Source organism: Kordia sp. (genome assembly GCF_965224175.1).
Classification (GTDB): Bacteria; Bacteroidota; Bacteroidia; order Flavobacteriales; family Flavobacteriaceae; genus Kordia.
Genome location: NZ_OZ245041.1, coordinates 4,897,992 through 4,915,034 on the forward strand (window position 1 = coordinate 4,897,992; position 17,043 = coordinate 4,915,034).

Sequence of the window (17,043 nt, forward strand, 5' to 3'; positions counted from 1 at the left end):
ACAATGAAAACCATTAATACAATACTTCTTTTATTCCTAACATCAATTGCATTTGCCCAAGTAGGAACAAATGGCGATGACAGAAAAGAAGAAGGAAGAAATATAAAAGAATATAACCTAACTATTGAAGAAAATAAAATGACACTTGGAGGCGTAAGCGCAAATGCTATGACTATTAATGGAAGTATTCCTGGACCTACTTTAGAGTTTAATGAAGGAGACCTTGCCATTATTAATGTTACCAACAAAATGGATGTGGAAACTTCTGTTCATTGGCACGGTTTAATTCTTCCTAATTTTTATGACGGTGTGCCCTATTTAACCACACCACCTATTAAAGCAGGCACCACATTTCAATATAGAATTCCTATCAACCAATCGGGAACCTACTGGTATCATTCTCATACAATGTTACAAGAACAGAAAGGAGTTTACGGATCTATAGTCATTCACCCAAAAGAAAAAGTATTAGAGTATGATAAAGACTTAGTTGTTTTATTATCTGATTGGACTTATGAAAAGCCAATGAATGTGCTTCGTAACCTTAAACGAGGTAACGAATGGTATCAAGTAAAAAAAGGGACAGCTGTACCATTAAGTAGAGTTATAAAAGAAGGTGCATTGGGCGCACAATTTAAGTTTTGGCGCGATAGAATGGAAGGTGCAGATATTGCAGACATTTATTATCCTGCTTTTTTAACTAATGGTAAAAAAACGGCAAAATATCCAGATTTCAAATCAGGAGAAAAAGTACGCTTACGTTTTATAAATGCTTCTGCATCGACTTACTATTGGATGGATTTTGGGACTGGTAATCCGATGATGGTGTCAAGTGATGGTGTAGATGTTGTTCCAACTTTAAAAGAGCGTTTTCTTTTTGGTGTTGCCGAAACCTATGATGTTATTGTTACCATTCCAGAAGGAACTTTAGAGGTTACTGCAACAGCACAAGACGGTTCAGGACACACATCACTTCATATAGGAAAAGGAACATTATTTCCTGCTAAAACTATAGATAGACCTGATAAAATAGAGATGATGAAACAAATGTCTAAAATGGATATGAAGATGGGGGCACCTGCCACAATTGGTAATAAAAACAAAAAAACACCTGAATATCTTAAAGAGAATTATGGCATGCAAATGAATATGAAAGATGGCAAGATGAAGATGAGTATGAGCGACAAGATGTCTATGAATAAAGATCAAATGAATAACTCAATGGACATGAAGATGGATAACAAAAATGCACACAAATATCATAATATGTCCAAAATGTCAAAAGACACCTCTTCTTTTAATTATGAAAACCGTAAAAACTATTTTAATTACAATCATTTAAAAGCAAAAGAAAAAACGGCTTACAATGCAGACCTACCTGTAAATGATATTTTATTAAATCTTACAGGAAATATGCAACGATATATATGGAGTATGAATGGTGTACCTCTTTCAGAGACTGATAAAATAAAAATTAAAAGTAACGAAGTAACTCGTATTACTTTCAATAACCTTACTATGATGCACCACCCAATGCATTTACATGGTCACTATTTTAGGGTAATTAACGAAAACGGAGAGCGTTCCCCATTAAAACATACCGTTAATGTACCACCAATGCAAAAAGTAGTCATTGAGTTTTATAATGAAGAATACGGAGATTGGTTTTTCCATTGTCACATTTTATATCACATGATGGGTGGTATGGCTCGTATTTTTAGTTATGATACGCCACGTGATGAAAGAATGAAAGATTTCCCTGTTCAAAAATTAATTGATGAAACAGACCATTATTATTCTTGGGGATTGTTGCGTGGAGGTTCAAATTTTAATGAACTCTTTTTAATGTCAAGCAATATCCGCAATGGATTTGGTTTAAGGGCAGAGTTTGATTATGACAAAAACCTTGAAGCCGAAATAAATTATGACAGATACCTTAATGACTGGTTACGTCTCTATGTAGGAGTGAATACAGAAACTGAAATACCAAATTCCTTTGATGAGTTCAATACGGTGGGTCTTGTTGGTGTAAAATACTTTACACCCTACAGGTTCAATGTAGATGTGAGTATGGACAATCAGCTACGCCCAAGGATAAGACTTGATAGAGAACTTTACCTATTTCCAAGAATTTTCCTCGAGGGAGAATACGAATATAGAGCAGACTTTGGATGGGTCAATGATTTAGGAGGCAGTTCTTTTGAGAGTGAAACACAATGGTTAGTAGGTCTTTCTTATATACTATCAAGAAATTTTTCAATACAAGCAAACTACAATAATCGTTATGGCTGGGGTGGTGGTCTTTTGGCAAGATTTTAATTAATGAAAAAATATCTTTACATAAAAAATATGGTATGTAACCGTTGTAAAATGGCGATACTTAATGTATTCAATAATCAAAATATTGAAGTCAAAACCATACAACTTGGTAAAATCACAATTGATAAAAAGGTAGAGATAAACTATCAAAAGCTTGATAAACAACTTAAAGATTTGGGTTTTGAACTAATTAAAGACCCAGTAGATACATTGATTGAAAAAATCAAGATAAAACTAATTCAGTATGTAGAAAATAGTAATGACAACACTATTGTAACCTATCTCGAAAATGAAATAGGAAAAAGTTACACAACATTAAGTAAAACATTTAGTAAAAACGAAGGAATAACCATAGAGAAGTATTATATCAATCTAAAAATTGAAAAGGTTAAAGAATTAATTCAAATGCAAAAACTAAATTTTTCTGAAATCGCTTACACTTTAAATTATAAAAATAGTAGTCATTTAGCAAAACAATTTAAACAAATAACAGGTATGTCTATGACAGATTATAAGAGCTTACAAATTGATACCAGAAAAACTTTGGACAAAATTGTATAAAAAGTATCCAATATTAGAAAAGCTTAAAATATACAGTCAAAATAATTTTGTGAGTTAAACTTTTAAAAAATGAAAAAATGAAACACAAATATCAAATTCAAGGAATGACCTGCAAAGGATGTATGAGAACTGTTAATAATGCTTTGTCAGAAGTGGAAGGAGTAGAAAATGTGGAGATTGATTTTGAAACATCAACAGCAACCATAGAAATGACAGCGCATATTTCAATAGACAATTTTGAAAAAGCGCTACAAGAAAAAAAAGCAAAATATCATATTCATCCAAATAAAGGTAATGGCTTAATCACAAGAACTTTTCCAGTTAATGGGATGACCTGCAATGGCTGTAAGGCTCATGTAGAAAAAACACTTTCTTCTGTTGAAGGTGTTAAAAGTGTTTCAGTCAATTTAAAAAATGCCGAAGCTACTATATATATGAAACCAGAAATACTAATTGAAAAGTTTCAAGAGGTTTTAGAAAAAGATGGGGGAACATATAGCATTTTTAAAGCAGGTCAAAGACCTGATGCTAATCAAGAGAAAAAAGAAAAACCAAAAGGACAAGGCACAGGTACGTTCTACTGCCCAATGCGTTGCGAAGGTGACAAAACCTACGATGATCCAGGAGACTGTCCTGTTTGTGGTATGGATTTAGTCGAAGAAGTAAGTCTAACCACAATCAACAAACAGCAATGGACGTGTCCTATGCATCCAGAAGTTGTAAAAGATGAAGAGGGCTCTTGTCCTATTTGCGGGATGGATTTAGTACCAATGGAACCTGAAGCATCAGCGGAAGAAAAAACCTATAAAAAACTATTGAAAAAGTTTTGGATAGCATCCGTTTTCACTTTCCCAATTTTTATAATCGCAATGAGCGAAATGCTTAATAACAATCCATTGTACGATATAATGGAACAAAAATATTGGAATTGGATTCAGTTTGCTTTATCCATTCCAGTTGTATTTTATGCGACTTGGATGTTCTTTGAACGTGCTTATAGAAGTATAAAAACGTGGAACCTCAATATGTTTACACTCATTGGTATTGGTGCTGGTGTCGCTTGGCTATTTAGTGTTATTGGTATGTTATTTCCAGATGTCTTTCCATCACAGTTTAAAACAGAATCAGGTGCAGTACACGTCTATTTTGAAGCAGCAACGGTTATTCTAACCTTGGTGCTTTTAGGACAGTTGTTAGAAGCTCGTGCGCATAGCAAAACCAATTCGGCAGTAAAAGAATTATTAAAGTTAGCACCTAATAAAGCCATAAAAATAATAGATGGTGAAGAAGTTGAAGTCAGTATCGATAAGATAGAATTAAATGATATTTTAAAAGTAAAACCAGGCGATAAAATTCCCGTAGATGGTGTGATAACAGAAGGTGAAACAACCATTGACGAATCTATGATTACAGGTGAACCTATTCCTGTAAACAAATCACAACAAGATAAAGTAAATAGCGGAACAATTAATGGGAATCAATCCTTTTTAATGAAAGCGGAAAAAGTAGGAAGTGATACGCTTTTATCTCAAATCATTCATATGGTTAATGATGCCAGTAGAAGTCGCGCACCCATTCAGAATTTAGCAGATAAGGTATCAGGTTATTTCGTACCAGTTGTAGTTCTTATTTCTATAATCACATTTATGGTATGGGCAATTTGGGGACCAGAACCTGCTTATGTATATGCATTGGTCAATGCAATTGCAGTACTAATCATTGCTTGTCCTTGTGCTTTAGGTTTAGCAACACCAATGTCGGTAATGGTTGGCGTGGGTAAAGGTGCTCAAAACGGTGTATTGATTAAAAATGCCGAAGCTCTCGAAAAAATGGATAAGGTAAATACACTTATAGTTGATAAAACAGGAACAATTACAGAAGGAAAACCAACAGTAGAAACAGTAGGTGTTTTTAGTGATACTCTAAACGAAAAAGAGCTACTACAATATATCGTTTCATTAAATACGAATAGTGAACACCCATTAGCAGAAGCTACTGTTAAATATGGAAAAGAACATAATGCTGAAATAATAAAATCTGAAAACTTTAGTGCAATCACAGGAAAAGGTGTTGAAGCAATAATAAACGATAAAAAAGTAGCATTAGGTAATCCAAAAATGATGGAATATGCCAAAGCAGATATTACTTCTAAAATGAAAGACGAAGCTAAATCTTACCAACAACAGGGTAAAACAGTTTCTTATTTGTCGATAGATAAAACCGTTGTTGGTTATGTAGTCATAGGAGATAAAATAAAAGAAACAAGTGCCAAAGCAATTAAAATACTTCAAGATAAAGGCATTGATGTTATAATGCTTACAGGCGATAATCACGATACAGCACAAGCAGTAGCTTCAGAACTTAATCTTGCAGATTTTAAAGCCAGTATGCTACCAGAAGATAAACTCAAAGAAGTTGAGAAATTGCAAGAAAAGGGAAAAGTGGTTGCAATGGCAGGTGATGGTATAAATGATGCACCAGCATTGGCAAAAAGTGATGTAGGTATTGCAATGGGTACAGGCACAGATGTAGCGATAGAAAGTGCAATGATAACTTTGGTGAAAGGTAATTTACACGGAATAGTAAAAGCTAAAAATTTAAGCCATTCCGTAATGAAAAATATTAAGCAGAATCTATTTTTTGCACTTATTTATAACACATTAGGAGTACCTATTGCAGCAGGCGTATTATTTCCATTCTTTGGCATTTTATTGTCGCCAATGATAGCAGCATTAGCAATGAGTTTTAGTTCTGTTTCAGTAATAGTAAACGCATTAAGATTAAGAAATATTAAAATATAATTATGAAGAATTTAATAATAGTATTTGTATTAACAGTTTCAGTTTTAAGCTGTAAAAATCAAGAACAGAAAAAAGAAGAGCACAACCATCAACAGACTCGAACTGAAAAGGAAGATGCACCTAAAAAGAAACCTTTAAGCCCACATACATCTTCAATGGCAATGATTGGAGATGCACATATTCATATAGACTATTCATCACCAGGAGTTAGAGGACGAATTATTTTTGGTGGATTAGTTGGTTATGATAATGTCTGGCAAGCAGGTGCACATAATGCCACTTGGATTGAAACCAATAAAGATTTAATTATAAATGGTGAGGTGCTTCCAAAAGGAAAATATGGATTTTTCACGATTCCTTCAAAAGAGAATTGGACTGTAATGATTAATAAAAACTGGAATCAACACGGGAAAGACGATTATAATGAAAATGATGATGTGATACGATTTAAAGTGACACCAAGTATTTCAGATAAAATTACAGAGCATTTAGAATATAAAGTAAATAAGATTAGTGAAACAGAGGGCAGTATTTCTCTTGCTTGGGAAAAGGTGACAATTAGCTTTCCATTCAAAATAAATCAATAAAATGGTAAACAGGCATACAGCATTAAAAATTAGAAAAACCCATAGATATTTAGGATTGTTTTTGGGTATTCAATTTTTGTTTTGGACTATCAGTGGTCTGTATTTTAGTTGGACAGATATTGATGAAATTCACGGAGACCATTTTAAAAATATGCAATACCAGCCTAAAGCATTTAACAACCTTATTAGTCCATCACAACTTAATATTTCTGAAGGTGTTAACACCATCGCTTTAAGAGATATTGGTAACGTGCCATATTATTGGGTAAATGGCAAGCAGTTGTATAATGCTATAGATGGAAGCCCAAAGAATATCATCACAGAGGAAGAAGCACTCTATATTGCTAAAAACTATATGAAAAACGGTCTAGAGGTAGACGCTATTGAGCAAATAAATAAGGTTGGAAAGCATCACGAATATAGAGAGAAACTATTGCCTGCTTATGTGATTTCATATAAAACAGACGAAGCCCTTAAAGCCTATGTATCTGTTAAAGACGGAAAATTTCAAACCGTTAGACATCGTAGTTGGCGTTGGTTCGATTTTTTATGGATGACGCACACTATGGATTATGAAGGTAGAGACAACTTTAATACAATAGTTTTAAGAGCCTTTTCTCTATTAGGCTTAATTACTGTATTAAGCGGATTTTTACTTTGGTTTACTTCCTCACCTACGATTAGAAAATTGAAAAAGAAAAGAAATTAATATAAAAACTAAAAATTATGAACACACAAGAACACAAAAACAACGAAAACGGAATGAGCAACTACACAAAATTCTTTTTAATGTTAGGGGCATCATTTATAGCAATGTACATCACAATGTATTTAAATACCTATGAATTTGACCACGTATGGTTTAGTCTCACACGCTTTTATATGGTATGTTTAGGTATTGCTACTATGGCACTTATTATGTTCTTTTTTATGAAGAATATGTACAAGAATAAAAAGAAGAATTTAGGAATTGTCATAGGTAGTATAGTGCTTTTTCTTGGTGCTTTAGGATTAGTGCGAGACCAAAAATCAACAGTTGGAGATATACTATGGATGAAAGGTATGATACCACATCATTCCATAGCAATCTTAACAAGTGAAAGAGCAGATATTAAAGATCCAGAAGTAAAAAAGTTAGCAGAAGATATTATTAAAGCACAGAAAAAGGAAATTGAAGAAATGAAAGCAATGATAAATCGATTACAGAATGAAAAATAATAAAATAGTCATATACGTAGGCTTACTTGTAGTAGGTTTACTCTTGGGTTGGTTGCTATTTGGAAGTTCGTCCAATGAAAGTACAAAGCACAATCATACGGAAACAACAGAAACCAATCAAATGTGGACCTGTTCTATGCATCCACAAATTATGCAACCAGAACCAGGTGATTGTCCTATTTGCGGAATGGATTTAATTCCTGCCGAAAGTAGTGCAGATGGTTTGTTGGCAGACCAATTCAAATTAACCGAAAATGCGATAGCATTAGCAAACATTCAGACAACTATTGTTGGCAAAGGAAAAATTGATGGTAACACCATCAAATTATCTGGTAAAATTGCTGAAAATGAAGAAGCAAACGCAGTACAAGTCAGTTATTTTTCGGGTAGAATAGAACGATTGAATGTCAGTTTTACAGGCGAGGAAGTTCGTAATGGTCAATTATTAGCAACCATTTATTCGCCAGAATTGTATGCAGCACAACAAGAATTGATTACAGCTTCATCATTAAAGGAATCACAACCTGCATTATATAAGGCAGTTCGTAATAAATTGAAGTTGTGGAAACTTTCTGAAAGTCAAATTAATCAAATAGAAGAAACTGGAAAAGTAAAAGAAAATTTTCCAGTCTATGCTACTGTTTCAGGAACAGTTACCGAAAAATTAGTAGAACAAGGCGATTACATAAAACAAGGTCAACCATTGCTAAAAATTGCAAATCTTAATACGGTTTGGGCAAACTTTGATGTCTATGAAAATCAAATCGATTTGTTTAAAAAGGGGCAAGAAGTTTTAGTGACTACAAACGCTTATGCTAATAAGGAGTTCAAAGGGAAAGTAGATTTTATTGACCCAATTTTAAATACCAAAACAAGAACAGTAACCTTACGTGTGGTGCTTTCTAATAAAAACGATGTATTTAAACCAGGAATGTTTGTAACCGCCAATATTGAACGAGTTTCGAGAAGTAATGATGAGGTATTAACAATCCCAGCATCAGCTGTACTTTGGACTGGTGAACGCTCTGTGGTCTATTTAAAAATCAATCCAGACCAAACCGTTTTTGAAATGCGTGAAGTTGTTTTAGGTAATCGAATTGGTAATGAATATGAAGTTTTAGAAGGTTTATTTCTTGGAAATGAAATCGTGACTAACGGAACATTTACGGTTGATGCAGCAGCTCAATTACAAGGTAAAAAATCAATGATGAATAAAGATGGTGGCAAAGTAATGACTGGTCACGAAGGACATTTAGGAATGGATAATAATGCATCAAAAAAAGAAAGTAACCATACTAATATGAACCAAAGATTGACGGTATCAGAGAAATTCCAAAAACAATTAAAATTTGTTTATAATGATTACATCAATTTAAAAGATGCTCTAGTTAAAGAAGATTCAAAAAACACTTCAGTTAATGCAATAAGTTTATTAAACAATTTAGATAAAGTTGATATGAAATTATTATCTGACAATAACGCTCACGCGCATTGGATGTCATTAGTAAAGGAAATACGATCTTCTGCAACATCTATTTCTAAAACTTCTGATATAAAGGCTCAAAGAGACCATTTCAAACATCTATCATCACGTTTAATAAATGTAGTTCAACTCTTTGGTATTAATGAAAAAGTATATGTTGAATTTTGCCCGATGGCAGATAACGATAATGGTGCGTATTGGTTGAGTAATGAAGAACAAATACGAAACCCATATTTTGGTGATGCAATGTTAAAATGTGGTGAAGTAAAACAAACAATAAAATAAATAAACACAAATAATAATTAAATTTTTAAAAAATGAAGAAAGTAATTTTAAGTGCAGCTATCATAATAGCTTTAGGTTTTACAAGTTGTAAAAACGACACAAAAAAAGAAGTTAGTTCAATTACTAAAGAAGTTTCAAAAGAAGTTGTGATGACAGACTTATCGTTTGGTGTAAGAGGTAATTGTGGTATGTGTAAAAGTACCATTGAAAAAGCTGCTAATAGTATTGATGGTGTTACAGCTGCAAACTGGGATAGAAATAAAAAGAAAATAGACGTCTCTTTTGATAGTTCTATAGCAGATGCAATGGCAATCCATAATGCAATTGCTGCATCTGGGTATGATACTGAAAAAGTAGCAGGTAATGAGGAAGCCTACAAAAACTTACCAGGTTGTTGTAAATATGACCATACTATGGCAATGAATCAATCTGGAGAAAATAAAAGTGAAGACCATTCTCAACACAATCATTGATTAAGAAAAAGTGGTTTAAAGGGTTTTGTGATCATTACCCTTTAAGGTTGCTTTTCGCATCCCTTACAGCTTTCACTAATCCGCTATAGGCGCTTACATAATATTTTGAAACCCTTAAAAATCCGTAAACAACAATTCCTGAAATGATAATTTTAGTAGTTGGATGCTTTAAAATTTCTTTTGTGTTTATGATGGGTTTTATTTCTGATTTTATCGAATCTAAATCGAGTTTACCTTCTATTGAATTTTCTTTTCTTTTCATGAAATAAAGCTTTGTAATTAAAAAATTATTTAAGGAGATCAAAGCGTTATACTTTGAATGCTGTAATTATTCAGAATCTCTAAATTCCGTTATGAAGCAAAGATGAATAGAAGTTGTTAAAAATCATTTGTTCACTTTTGTAACTTGAACAATTTGAAAGGAGTCAAAAATATCCAATTACAAATTTAGGATATAAGCTTTAGAAGATTTTTACAATACCAATAATGAGTTCAACGGTTTTGAGTAAAAAGTGACTCACCAAACTTGTTTACCAAAATGCAAGCATGTAAAGGTCTAATAATCAATAATTTGAATTTTTAAATTTTTTAAGTCATTTACAGGGTATTCTTTGGTAAAATATTAGTCAATTCTGAGTCATTCTTTGGTAACTTATAGGGAACTCTTGAGTCACTTATTAGTCATTATTTAACTTAAATTTCATGAAAAATTCTTTCGACTATAAATTATTTAGGTACGAGAATAGTCTTATTTTCTTATATTAAAACCGCTTAAAATTGCTATAAAATAAGTTTAATATAAATTAGTGAGTCATAAAGATCGACAAATAATTTTTGCACAGCAATTGCAACAAATAATTCATATATTTGACCAAATGAAATTTTTAGCTGCAATATTATCAATATATATCTTTTCACTAAACTTTTTCCCATGTGGAGATAGTAGTAATGAAGAAAACGAAATCAAAACAGAAATTACCTATGATGTTAATGACGATTATGGGCATCAAGATTCTGATTTGTGCTCACCGTTTTGTCATTGTAATTGTTGTCACATCAATGTTATGCAATTTAAAATTGTTGACTTTACTTTAGCAACAATAGATATTTCTGCAAAAATCTTTTATTATTCGGCTGGATTAATTAAAAACTTCAATCCAACTATCTTACAACCTCCACAAGTATAATTTAGTTTTTACAGGATAACTACACCCTTTTTTAAGCAAAAAAGGAATTTTCATCATTTCGTATTACAACTATAATCCGTTGTAATTCGGACTGTTTTAACTAAATTAATATATTTTCTATGATAAATAAAATCATTGATTTTTCAATCAATAACAAGTTTATTATTGGTTTGTTAACCCTTACCATTATTGGAGCAGGAATTTGGAGTATGACTAAAGTACCTATAGATGCTGTTCCTGACATTACTAATAATCAAGTACAAGTAATTACCCAATCTCCGAATTTAGGAACTGAAGATATTGAGCAAATAATTACCTATCCTGTAGAGATCGCAATGAGTAATCTTCCAAATGTGGAAGAAATACGTTCAATCTCTCGCTTTGGTTTATCTGTGGTTACAATAGTTTTTGATGATGATATGGGAACATATCTTCCTCGTCAATTAGTTTCAGAAAAACTAAATGAAGTAAAAGAACAAATTCCCGAAGGTTTTGGAGAGCCATCAATGGGACCAATCTCAACAGGATTAGGAGAAATTTATCAATATACTTTAAAGGTAAAACCTGAATACAGTAACAAATATTCTATTGCTGATCTACGTACAATGCAAGATTGGATTGTACAACGTCAAATGGCAATGGTAGATGGTGTGGTGGAAGTAAATGCTATAGGCGGTAAAGTAAAGCAATATGAAGTAGCCGTTGATCCGAATGAGTTAAAAGCAATAGGATTAACAATTATAGACATTTTTGAAGCACTTGAAGCCAATAATCAAAATACAGGAGGTGCTTATATTGAAAAAAATCATCAAGCCAATTTTATACGTGGGGAAGGTTTGGTTCGTAATTTTGAGGATATTAAAAAAATTACGATTAAAACTATAAACAATATTCCCATTACAATAAGTGATGTTGCAACTGTTCAGTACGGCTCGGCAATTCGTTATGGTGCTTTAACACAAGATGGCGAAGGCGAAGTTGTTGGTGGTTTAGTAATGATGTTAAAAGGTGCTAATTCCAATGAGGTTATCGACAATGTTAAAAAACGAATGGAACAAATCCAAAAGTCGCTACCTGAAGGTGTTGTCATAGAGCCACTTTTAGATAGAAGTAAATTAATTGGCGAGACAACTTCTACGGTAGCAAATAACTTAATTGAAGGTGCGTTGATCGTAATATTCGTACTTATATTCTTATTAGGGAATTGGAGAGGTGGATTAATTGTCGCTTCAACGATACCATTATCGTTACTTTTTGCTTTTATATTAATGAATGCTTTTGATGTTTGGGCAAACTTGATGAGTTTAGGAGCTATTGACTTTGGAATCATTGTGGACGGCGCAGTTATCATTGTTGAAACGACAGTATTCTTAATTTCTTCACAAATACTCAAAAAGAAAAAAATGTCTTCTAAAGAGAGAAATGATATAGCATCTTCGGCTTCAAAAAAAATGATGAATGCAGCATTTTTTGGTCAGTTAATTATTCTAATAGTTTTTTTACCAATTCTAGCGTTACAAGGTATTGAAGGAAAAATGTTTAAGCCAATGGCACTAACTTTCATTTTTGCAATGATTGGTGCAATGGTTTTATGTCTTACCTATGTACCAATGATGTCAGCTTTGATATTGAGAGCGCCTAAATCCGATAAAAAGTCGTATGGAGATAAATTTGTGCATTGGGTAGAACGTAAATACCAACCATTATTGGAAAGTTCCTTAAAAAAAGGGAAACTCATTATTGGTCTTGCTATTGGTTTTTTTGCACTAGCGGTTTTTATGTTTACTCGAATGGGTGGCGAATTTATACCACAACTCGATGAAGGTGATATTGCATTTCATGCTATCTTAAAACCAGGGAGTTCTTTAAGTGAAACTATTGAAACAACCACTAAAATTGAACAAATTGTAAAGTCAAAATTTCCTGAGGTCGATAAAATTGTAAGCCGTATTGGTGTTGCTGAAATACCCACCGATCCAATGCCTATGGATATCGCTGATGTTTTCGTAATTCTAAAACCAAAAAGTCAATGGACAACAGTTTCTTCTAAAGATCAACTCATAGAAAAAATGAAAGATGCCATTGAAATTGTTCCAGGTGTTAATTATGAATTTACACAACCAATAGAAATGCGATTCAATGAATTGCTTGAAGGTGTTCGAGAAGATATTGCTATAAAACTCTATGGCGATGATATCAACCTACTTTCTAAAAAGGCACAAGAAATATCTAAAATTATAGCAGGAACACAGGGTATTGGAGACATGAAAGCCGAAGCCACAACAGGATTGCCGCAAATGACGATTACTTACAATAGAAATAAATTAGCACAATACGGACTTCAAATCAATGATCTCAACAAGATTGTGCAATCTGCATTTGCTGGAGGTAATGCAGGTGTAATTTTTGAAGGAGAAAAACGTTTTGACTTAGTAGTTCGCTTAAATACCAAAAACAGAAAAGATATTACAGATATTCAAAATCTTTTTATCAATATTCCATCAAGAGCCCAAATACCACTTCGAGAAATAGCAGACATATCATACAAATCGGGTCCAATGCAAATTAGTAGAGATAACACTAATAGGAGAACCTATGTAGGAATAAATGTTAGAGGTCGCGATGTGAAATCATTAGTAACTGAAATTAAATCAAAATTGGATGCGCAATTAGAACTACCATCAGGCTATTTTATTCGTTATGGCGGCGCATTTGAAAATTTGGAGCGTGCCAGTAGTCGTTTATTTACCGTTGTTCCTATTGCATTGTTACTTATTTTTATATTGATTTATTTTGCACTAAAATCATTACCTCAAACATTGATGATTTACATTGCAATTCCGATGGCTACTATCGGTGGTGTTGTAGCGTTGTGGCTAAGAGATATGCCTTTTAGTATATCGGCAGGTGTAGGCTTTATTGTACTCTTTGGTGTTGCTGTTTTAAATGGACTCGTAATGATTAGCGGACTTAATGAGTTAAAAGACGAAGGCGTAACCAATCTAAAAGATAGAATTATTGAAGGTACTAAAAGAAGAATTAGACCTATTATGCTTACAGCATTTACAGATATTTTAGGTTTCTTACCAATGGCTATTTCTGCATCAGCGGGAGCAGAAGTTCAACGTCCATTGGCTACTGTGGTTATTGGCGGACTATTGACCTCTACTTTACTCACATTATTCGTTTTACCTATTTTATATCATTGGGTAGAAAATAAATCCTTCTCATTGAAACCAAATAAAAAATTAGCTACACCAACAATGGTAATAGTTATGTTATTTAGTTGTTTAACACAGGTAAACGCTCAACAACAAAACAATGTACTTACAGAAATTACATTGCAAGAAGCCGTAGAAATTTCAAAAAATAAATATCCTTTATTAAAACAAAGACAACTAGAAGTAACCAAACAGGAAAAACAAAAAGCAATTGTTTACGAACTTGGAACAACTAGAATCTTTACAGGAGGAGAAGAAATAAATAATGATAATGGTATATATACAACTATTGGCATTGGACAATCCAATATAGATATATTCGGTATTGCTCCAAAAAAGAAGTTACAGCAACAACGTATACAGTTAGCTAAAAAAGCATATCAATTATCTGAACTTGAATTGGAATTAGAAGTAAAAAAGGCATGGTCTAATTGTTACCAAATGAAAAGAAATTATCTACTATTTGAAGAATTAGATAGTATTTATTCAAAATTTGAACAAGCAGTTGCTTTGAATTATGAAGTAGAAGCTATTTCTAAATTAGAATATTTAGCAGCTAGAAATCAATATTTCCAAATTCAAAATAAAAAAGAACAGGCGTATAGTAATTATCTAATTGCTTTACAAGAATTAAATCTCTGGTTGGCTTCGGATAAAGTATTTACAGTTTCAAAAGATTTTGATATTGAACCATTCTCTAACGTAGAAAATTTTACAGTAGAAAATCATCCTTCGTATACTATCTCACAAAATATTGTGGCAGAAGCAAATGCAAAGTATAAAGTTGCCAAAGCTAATAACTTACCTAAATTCAATATACAAGGAGGTTTACAAAGAGTCAATGGCAATTCAGGATTCTACAGTTATCAAGCTGGTATTTCAATCCCTTTCTTGTCAGGTACGAATAAATCCAAAACACAAACAGCAAAAATTGATACAGAGATAGCAGAAATAAATGCTAAATTTAGAAAAAAAGAAGTTGAGTCAAAATTTATTCAGGCTAAAGAAGATTATTTAAAATGGAAAAAAGCTTGGAAGTTTTATGAGAGCAAAATTTTACCATTAACAAAAGGTCAGAAATCAGGTGCTTTGTTAGCATACAGAGAAGGTGAAATTGATTATACAGCATTTACACAACTCATAAAGGAAGCCATCGAATCTGAACAGCAAGCACTAACGGCTTTAGCAAATTATTTAGAAAGTACTTTCCAATTACAATATTTTAATCAATAATACAATGAAAAAAATATCCTATAAATACATCATATTTATTTTTACAACACTAATAATTGTGTCTTGTGATAGTAAAGAAAATCATACTGAAAATGATGGACATTCACACGAGCAAGTAAAAAATGATAATGAAGAAGATCACCAAGAAAACGAAGTAATGCTAAACGCAAGACAGTTTGAAGCATTGAAAATGAAAATAGATACACTTACTTTACGAAATATGAGTGGCTATGTGGAAGCTAACGGAACATTAGAAGTGCCACCACAAAACGAAGCTGCAATTACTGCTGTAATAGGAGCTAATGTTGTATCTATTAAAGTCATTGAAGGCGACAAAGTTAACAAAGGGCAAGTAGTAGCCTATTTATCTCATCCAGATATCATAAAACGACAAACTGAATATTTGAATGCCTACAGCAACAGTAATTTTTTAAAGAAAAACTATGAACGACAAAAAAAGTTATACGATGCAGGAGTTGGCTCTGGTGCTAATTTCCAAAAAGCAGAGGCAGAATACAAAGCATCAATGACATTGGTTAATGGATTGGCTGCTCAACTAAAAATATTAAACATCAATGCTACTTTTGTTGGTGACGGAAATATTGTACAAAATGTACCCTTGCGAAGTCCAATAGAAGGTTTTGTTCAAAAAGTAGAGGTAAAAACAGGACAATATGTAGCACCGCAAACTGAATTGTTTGATATTGTAAATACACATCATATTCATGCGGATTTAATGGTTTTTGAAAAAGATGTATTTAAGATCAAAAAAGGTCAAAAAGTAAGTTTTTCAGTACAGTCAATTCCTGATACAGAACTTACCGCAGAAATATATTCTGTTAGTAAAACTTTTGAAGAAAATCCAAAAGCAGTTCATGTTCACGCTGAAATAGAAAACAAAAAAGGAAATTTAATTCCTGGAATGTACATTCAAGGTAAAATTCAAGTAGATAAAAGTTACACGAAAGCATTACCTGAAAATGCTATCATAAAAGAAGGAGAAAAATTTTATGCTTTTACAGTAGCAAAAAAGAATGACAAATGGAGTTTTATACCTATTGAAGTGATTACAGGAACAAAAGATGGAGATTGGATAGAAGTTACTTTTGTAGAAGAAATTAAAAATAACACCCTATTCGCTTATAACAATGCTTATTATCTAATTGCTGAAATGAAAAAAGGAGAAGCAGAACACTCACACTAATTATGAAAACGATTGAAGAACTATTAGAGTCAAAAAAAATACGTATAACAGCAATGCGCTTATTAATTTATAAGTTTCTTGCTGAAAAAAAAGTAGCAGTAACTTTGAGTGACACGGAAAACGCATTTGTAAAAGCGGATAGAACAACACTCTACAGAACTATTAAAACATTTGTTGAAAATGATATTGTCCATCAAATTGATGATGGTACGGGCACAATAAAATATGCTTTATGTGAAGTAGGATGTAGTTGCGATATTAAAACCGATTTACATTTGCATTTCTATTGTAGTAATTGTAACGAAACTGTCTGCTTAACAGATCATAAAATCCCTCAAATAAACGTTCCCGAAGGTTTTATTTCTGAAAACGTAAACCTAGTGGTAAAAGGTATTTGTAATAAATGTAGTAGTATGTAAATGCACTTCCTTTGCATTATTTTTAAAAGTATTTTTGTAAAAAATCATTTAA

13 protein-coding genes are annotated in these 17,043 nt (G+C 32.4%); 12 read left to right on the forward strand and 1 reads right to left on the reverse strand.

The features are described 5' to 3' along the window. Positions 1 to 3 precede the first annotated feature (3 nt). The 8 genes from ACOQOS_RS21285 to ACOQOS_RS21320 all read left to right on the forward strand — a co-directional run bounded on the left by ACOQOS_RS21285 (position 4) and on the right by ACOQOS_RS21320 (position 9,727). The gene (locus ACOQOS_RS21285) at positions 4 to 2,319 is read left to right on the forward strand and encodes a multicopper oxidase domain-containing protein (RefSeq protein ID WP_046758209.1); all 2,316 of its coding nucleotides are present in this window, start codon (positions 4 to 6) and stop codon (positions 2,317 to 2,319) included. Positions 2,320 to 2,322: 3 nt separating this feature from the next. After that, complete coding sequence (locus tag ACOQOS_RS21290) at positions 2,323 to 2,880, forward strand: helix-turn-helix transcriptional regulator (protein WP_046758210.1); 558 nt, start codon at positions 2,323 to 2,325, stop codon at positions 2,878 to 2,880. Positions 2,881 to 2,957: 77 nt separating this feature from the next. After that, positions 2,958 to 5,681 carry a heavy metal translocating P-type ATPase gene (locus ACOQOS_RS21295; RefSeq protein WP_046758211.1) on the forward strand — a complete coding sequence of 908 codons (2,724 nt, stop codon included), beginning with the start codon at positions 2,958 to 2,960 and terminating at the stop codon, positions 5,679 to 5,681. Between the two features lie 2 nt (positions 5,682 to 5,683). Then, complete coding sequence (locus tag ACOQOS_RS21300) at positions 5,684 to 6,268, forward strand: DUF2911 domain-containing protein (RefSeq protein ID WP_046758212.1); 585 nt, start codon at positions 5,684 to 5,686, stop codon at positions 6,266 to 6,268. Between the two features lies 1 nt (position 6,269). Beyond that, positions 6,270 to 6,977, forward strand: coding sequence for a PepSY domain-containing protein (locus ACOQOS_RS21305; protein ID WP_046758213.1), 708 nt, complete (start codon positions 6,270 to 6,272; stop codon positions 6,975 to 6,977). 17 nt (positions 6,978 to 6,994) lie between these two features. After that, positions 6,995 to 7,486: a DUF305 domain-containing protein gene (locus ACOQOS_RS21310; RefSeq protein ID WP_156169075.1), complete on the forward strand. Its 492-nt coding sequence runs from the start codon at positions 6,995 to 6,997 to the stop codon at positions 7,484 to 7,486. Beyond that, the gene (locus tag ACOQOS_RS21315) at positions 7,476 to 9,254 is read left to right on the forward strand and encodes an efflux RND transporter periplasmic adaptor subunit (RefSeq protein ID WP_046758215.1); all 1,779 of its coding nucleotides are present in this window, start codon (positions 7,476 to 7,478) and stop codon (positions 9,252 to 9,254) included. The genes ACOQOS_RS21310 and ACOQOS_RS21315 overlap by 11 nt, the downstream gene beginning before the upstream one ends. Positions 9,255 to 9,286: 32 nt before the next feature. After that, positions 9,287 to 9,727 carry a heavy-metal-associated domain-containing protein gene (locus ACOQOS_RS21320; protein ID WP_046758216.1) on the forward strand — a complete coding sequence of 147 codons (441 nt, stop codon included), beginning with the start codon at positions 9,287 to 9,289 and terminating at the stop codon, positions 9,725 to 9,727. A gap of 34 nt (positions 9,728 to 9,761) precedes the next feature. Here the strand turns inward: ACOQOS_RS21320 and ACOQOS_RS21325 are convergent, their stop codons facing one another. Further along, positions 9,762 to 9,989, reverse strand: a complete 228-nt coding sequence (locus ACOQOS_RS21325) for a hypothetical protein (protein WP_046758217.1) — start codon at positions 9,987 to 9,989, stop codon at positions 9,762 to 9,764. Between the two features lie 613 nt (positions 9,990 to 10,602). On the opposite strand from ACOQOS_RS21325, the gene ACOQOS_RS21330 reads away from it, so the two are divergent. The 4 genes from ACOQOS_RS21330 (at position 10,603) to ACOQOS_RS21345 (ending at position 16,991) form a co-directional block, all read left to right on the forward strand. Continuing rightward, the gene (locus ACOQOS_RS21330) at positions 10,603 to 10,914 is read left to right on the forward strand and encodes a DUF6660 family protein (protein WP_046758248.1); all 312 of its coding nucleotides are present in this window, start codon (positions 10,603 to 10,605) and stop codon (positions 10,912 to 10,914) included. 119 nt (positions 10,915 to 11,033) lie between these two features. Further along, positions 11,034 to 15,368: a CusA/CzcA family heavy metal efflux RND transporter gene (locus tag ACOQOS_RS21335; protein ID WP_046758218.1), complete on the forward strand. Its 4,335-nt coding sequence runs from the start codon at positions 11,034 to 11,036 to the stop codon at positions 15,366 to 15,368. A 4-nt stretch (positions 15,369 to 15,372) separates the two neighbouring features. After that, positions 15,373 to 16,572 (forward strand): efflux RND transporter periplasmic adaptor subunit, encoded by a 1,200-nt coding sequence (locus ACOQOS_RS21340; RefSeq protein WP_046758219.1) that lies wholly within the window; start codon positions 15,373 to 15,375, stop codon positions 16,570 to 16,572. A gap of 2 nt (positions 16,573 to 16,574) precedes the next feature. Continuing rightward, positions 16,575 to 16,991, forward strand: coding sequence for a Fur family transcriptional regulator (locus ACOQOS_RS21345; RefSeq protein WP_046758220.1), 417 nt, complete (start codon positions 16,575 to 16,577; stop codon positions 16,989 to 16,991). Positions 16,992 to 17,043: the final 52 nt, after the last annotated feature.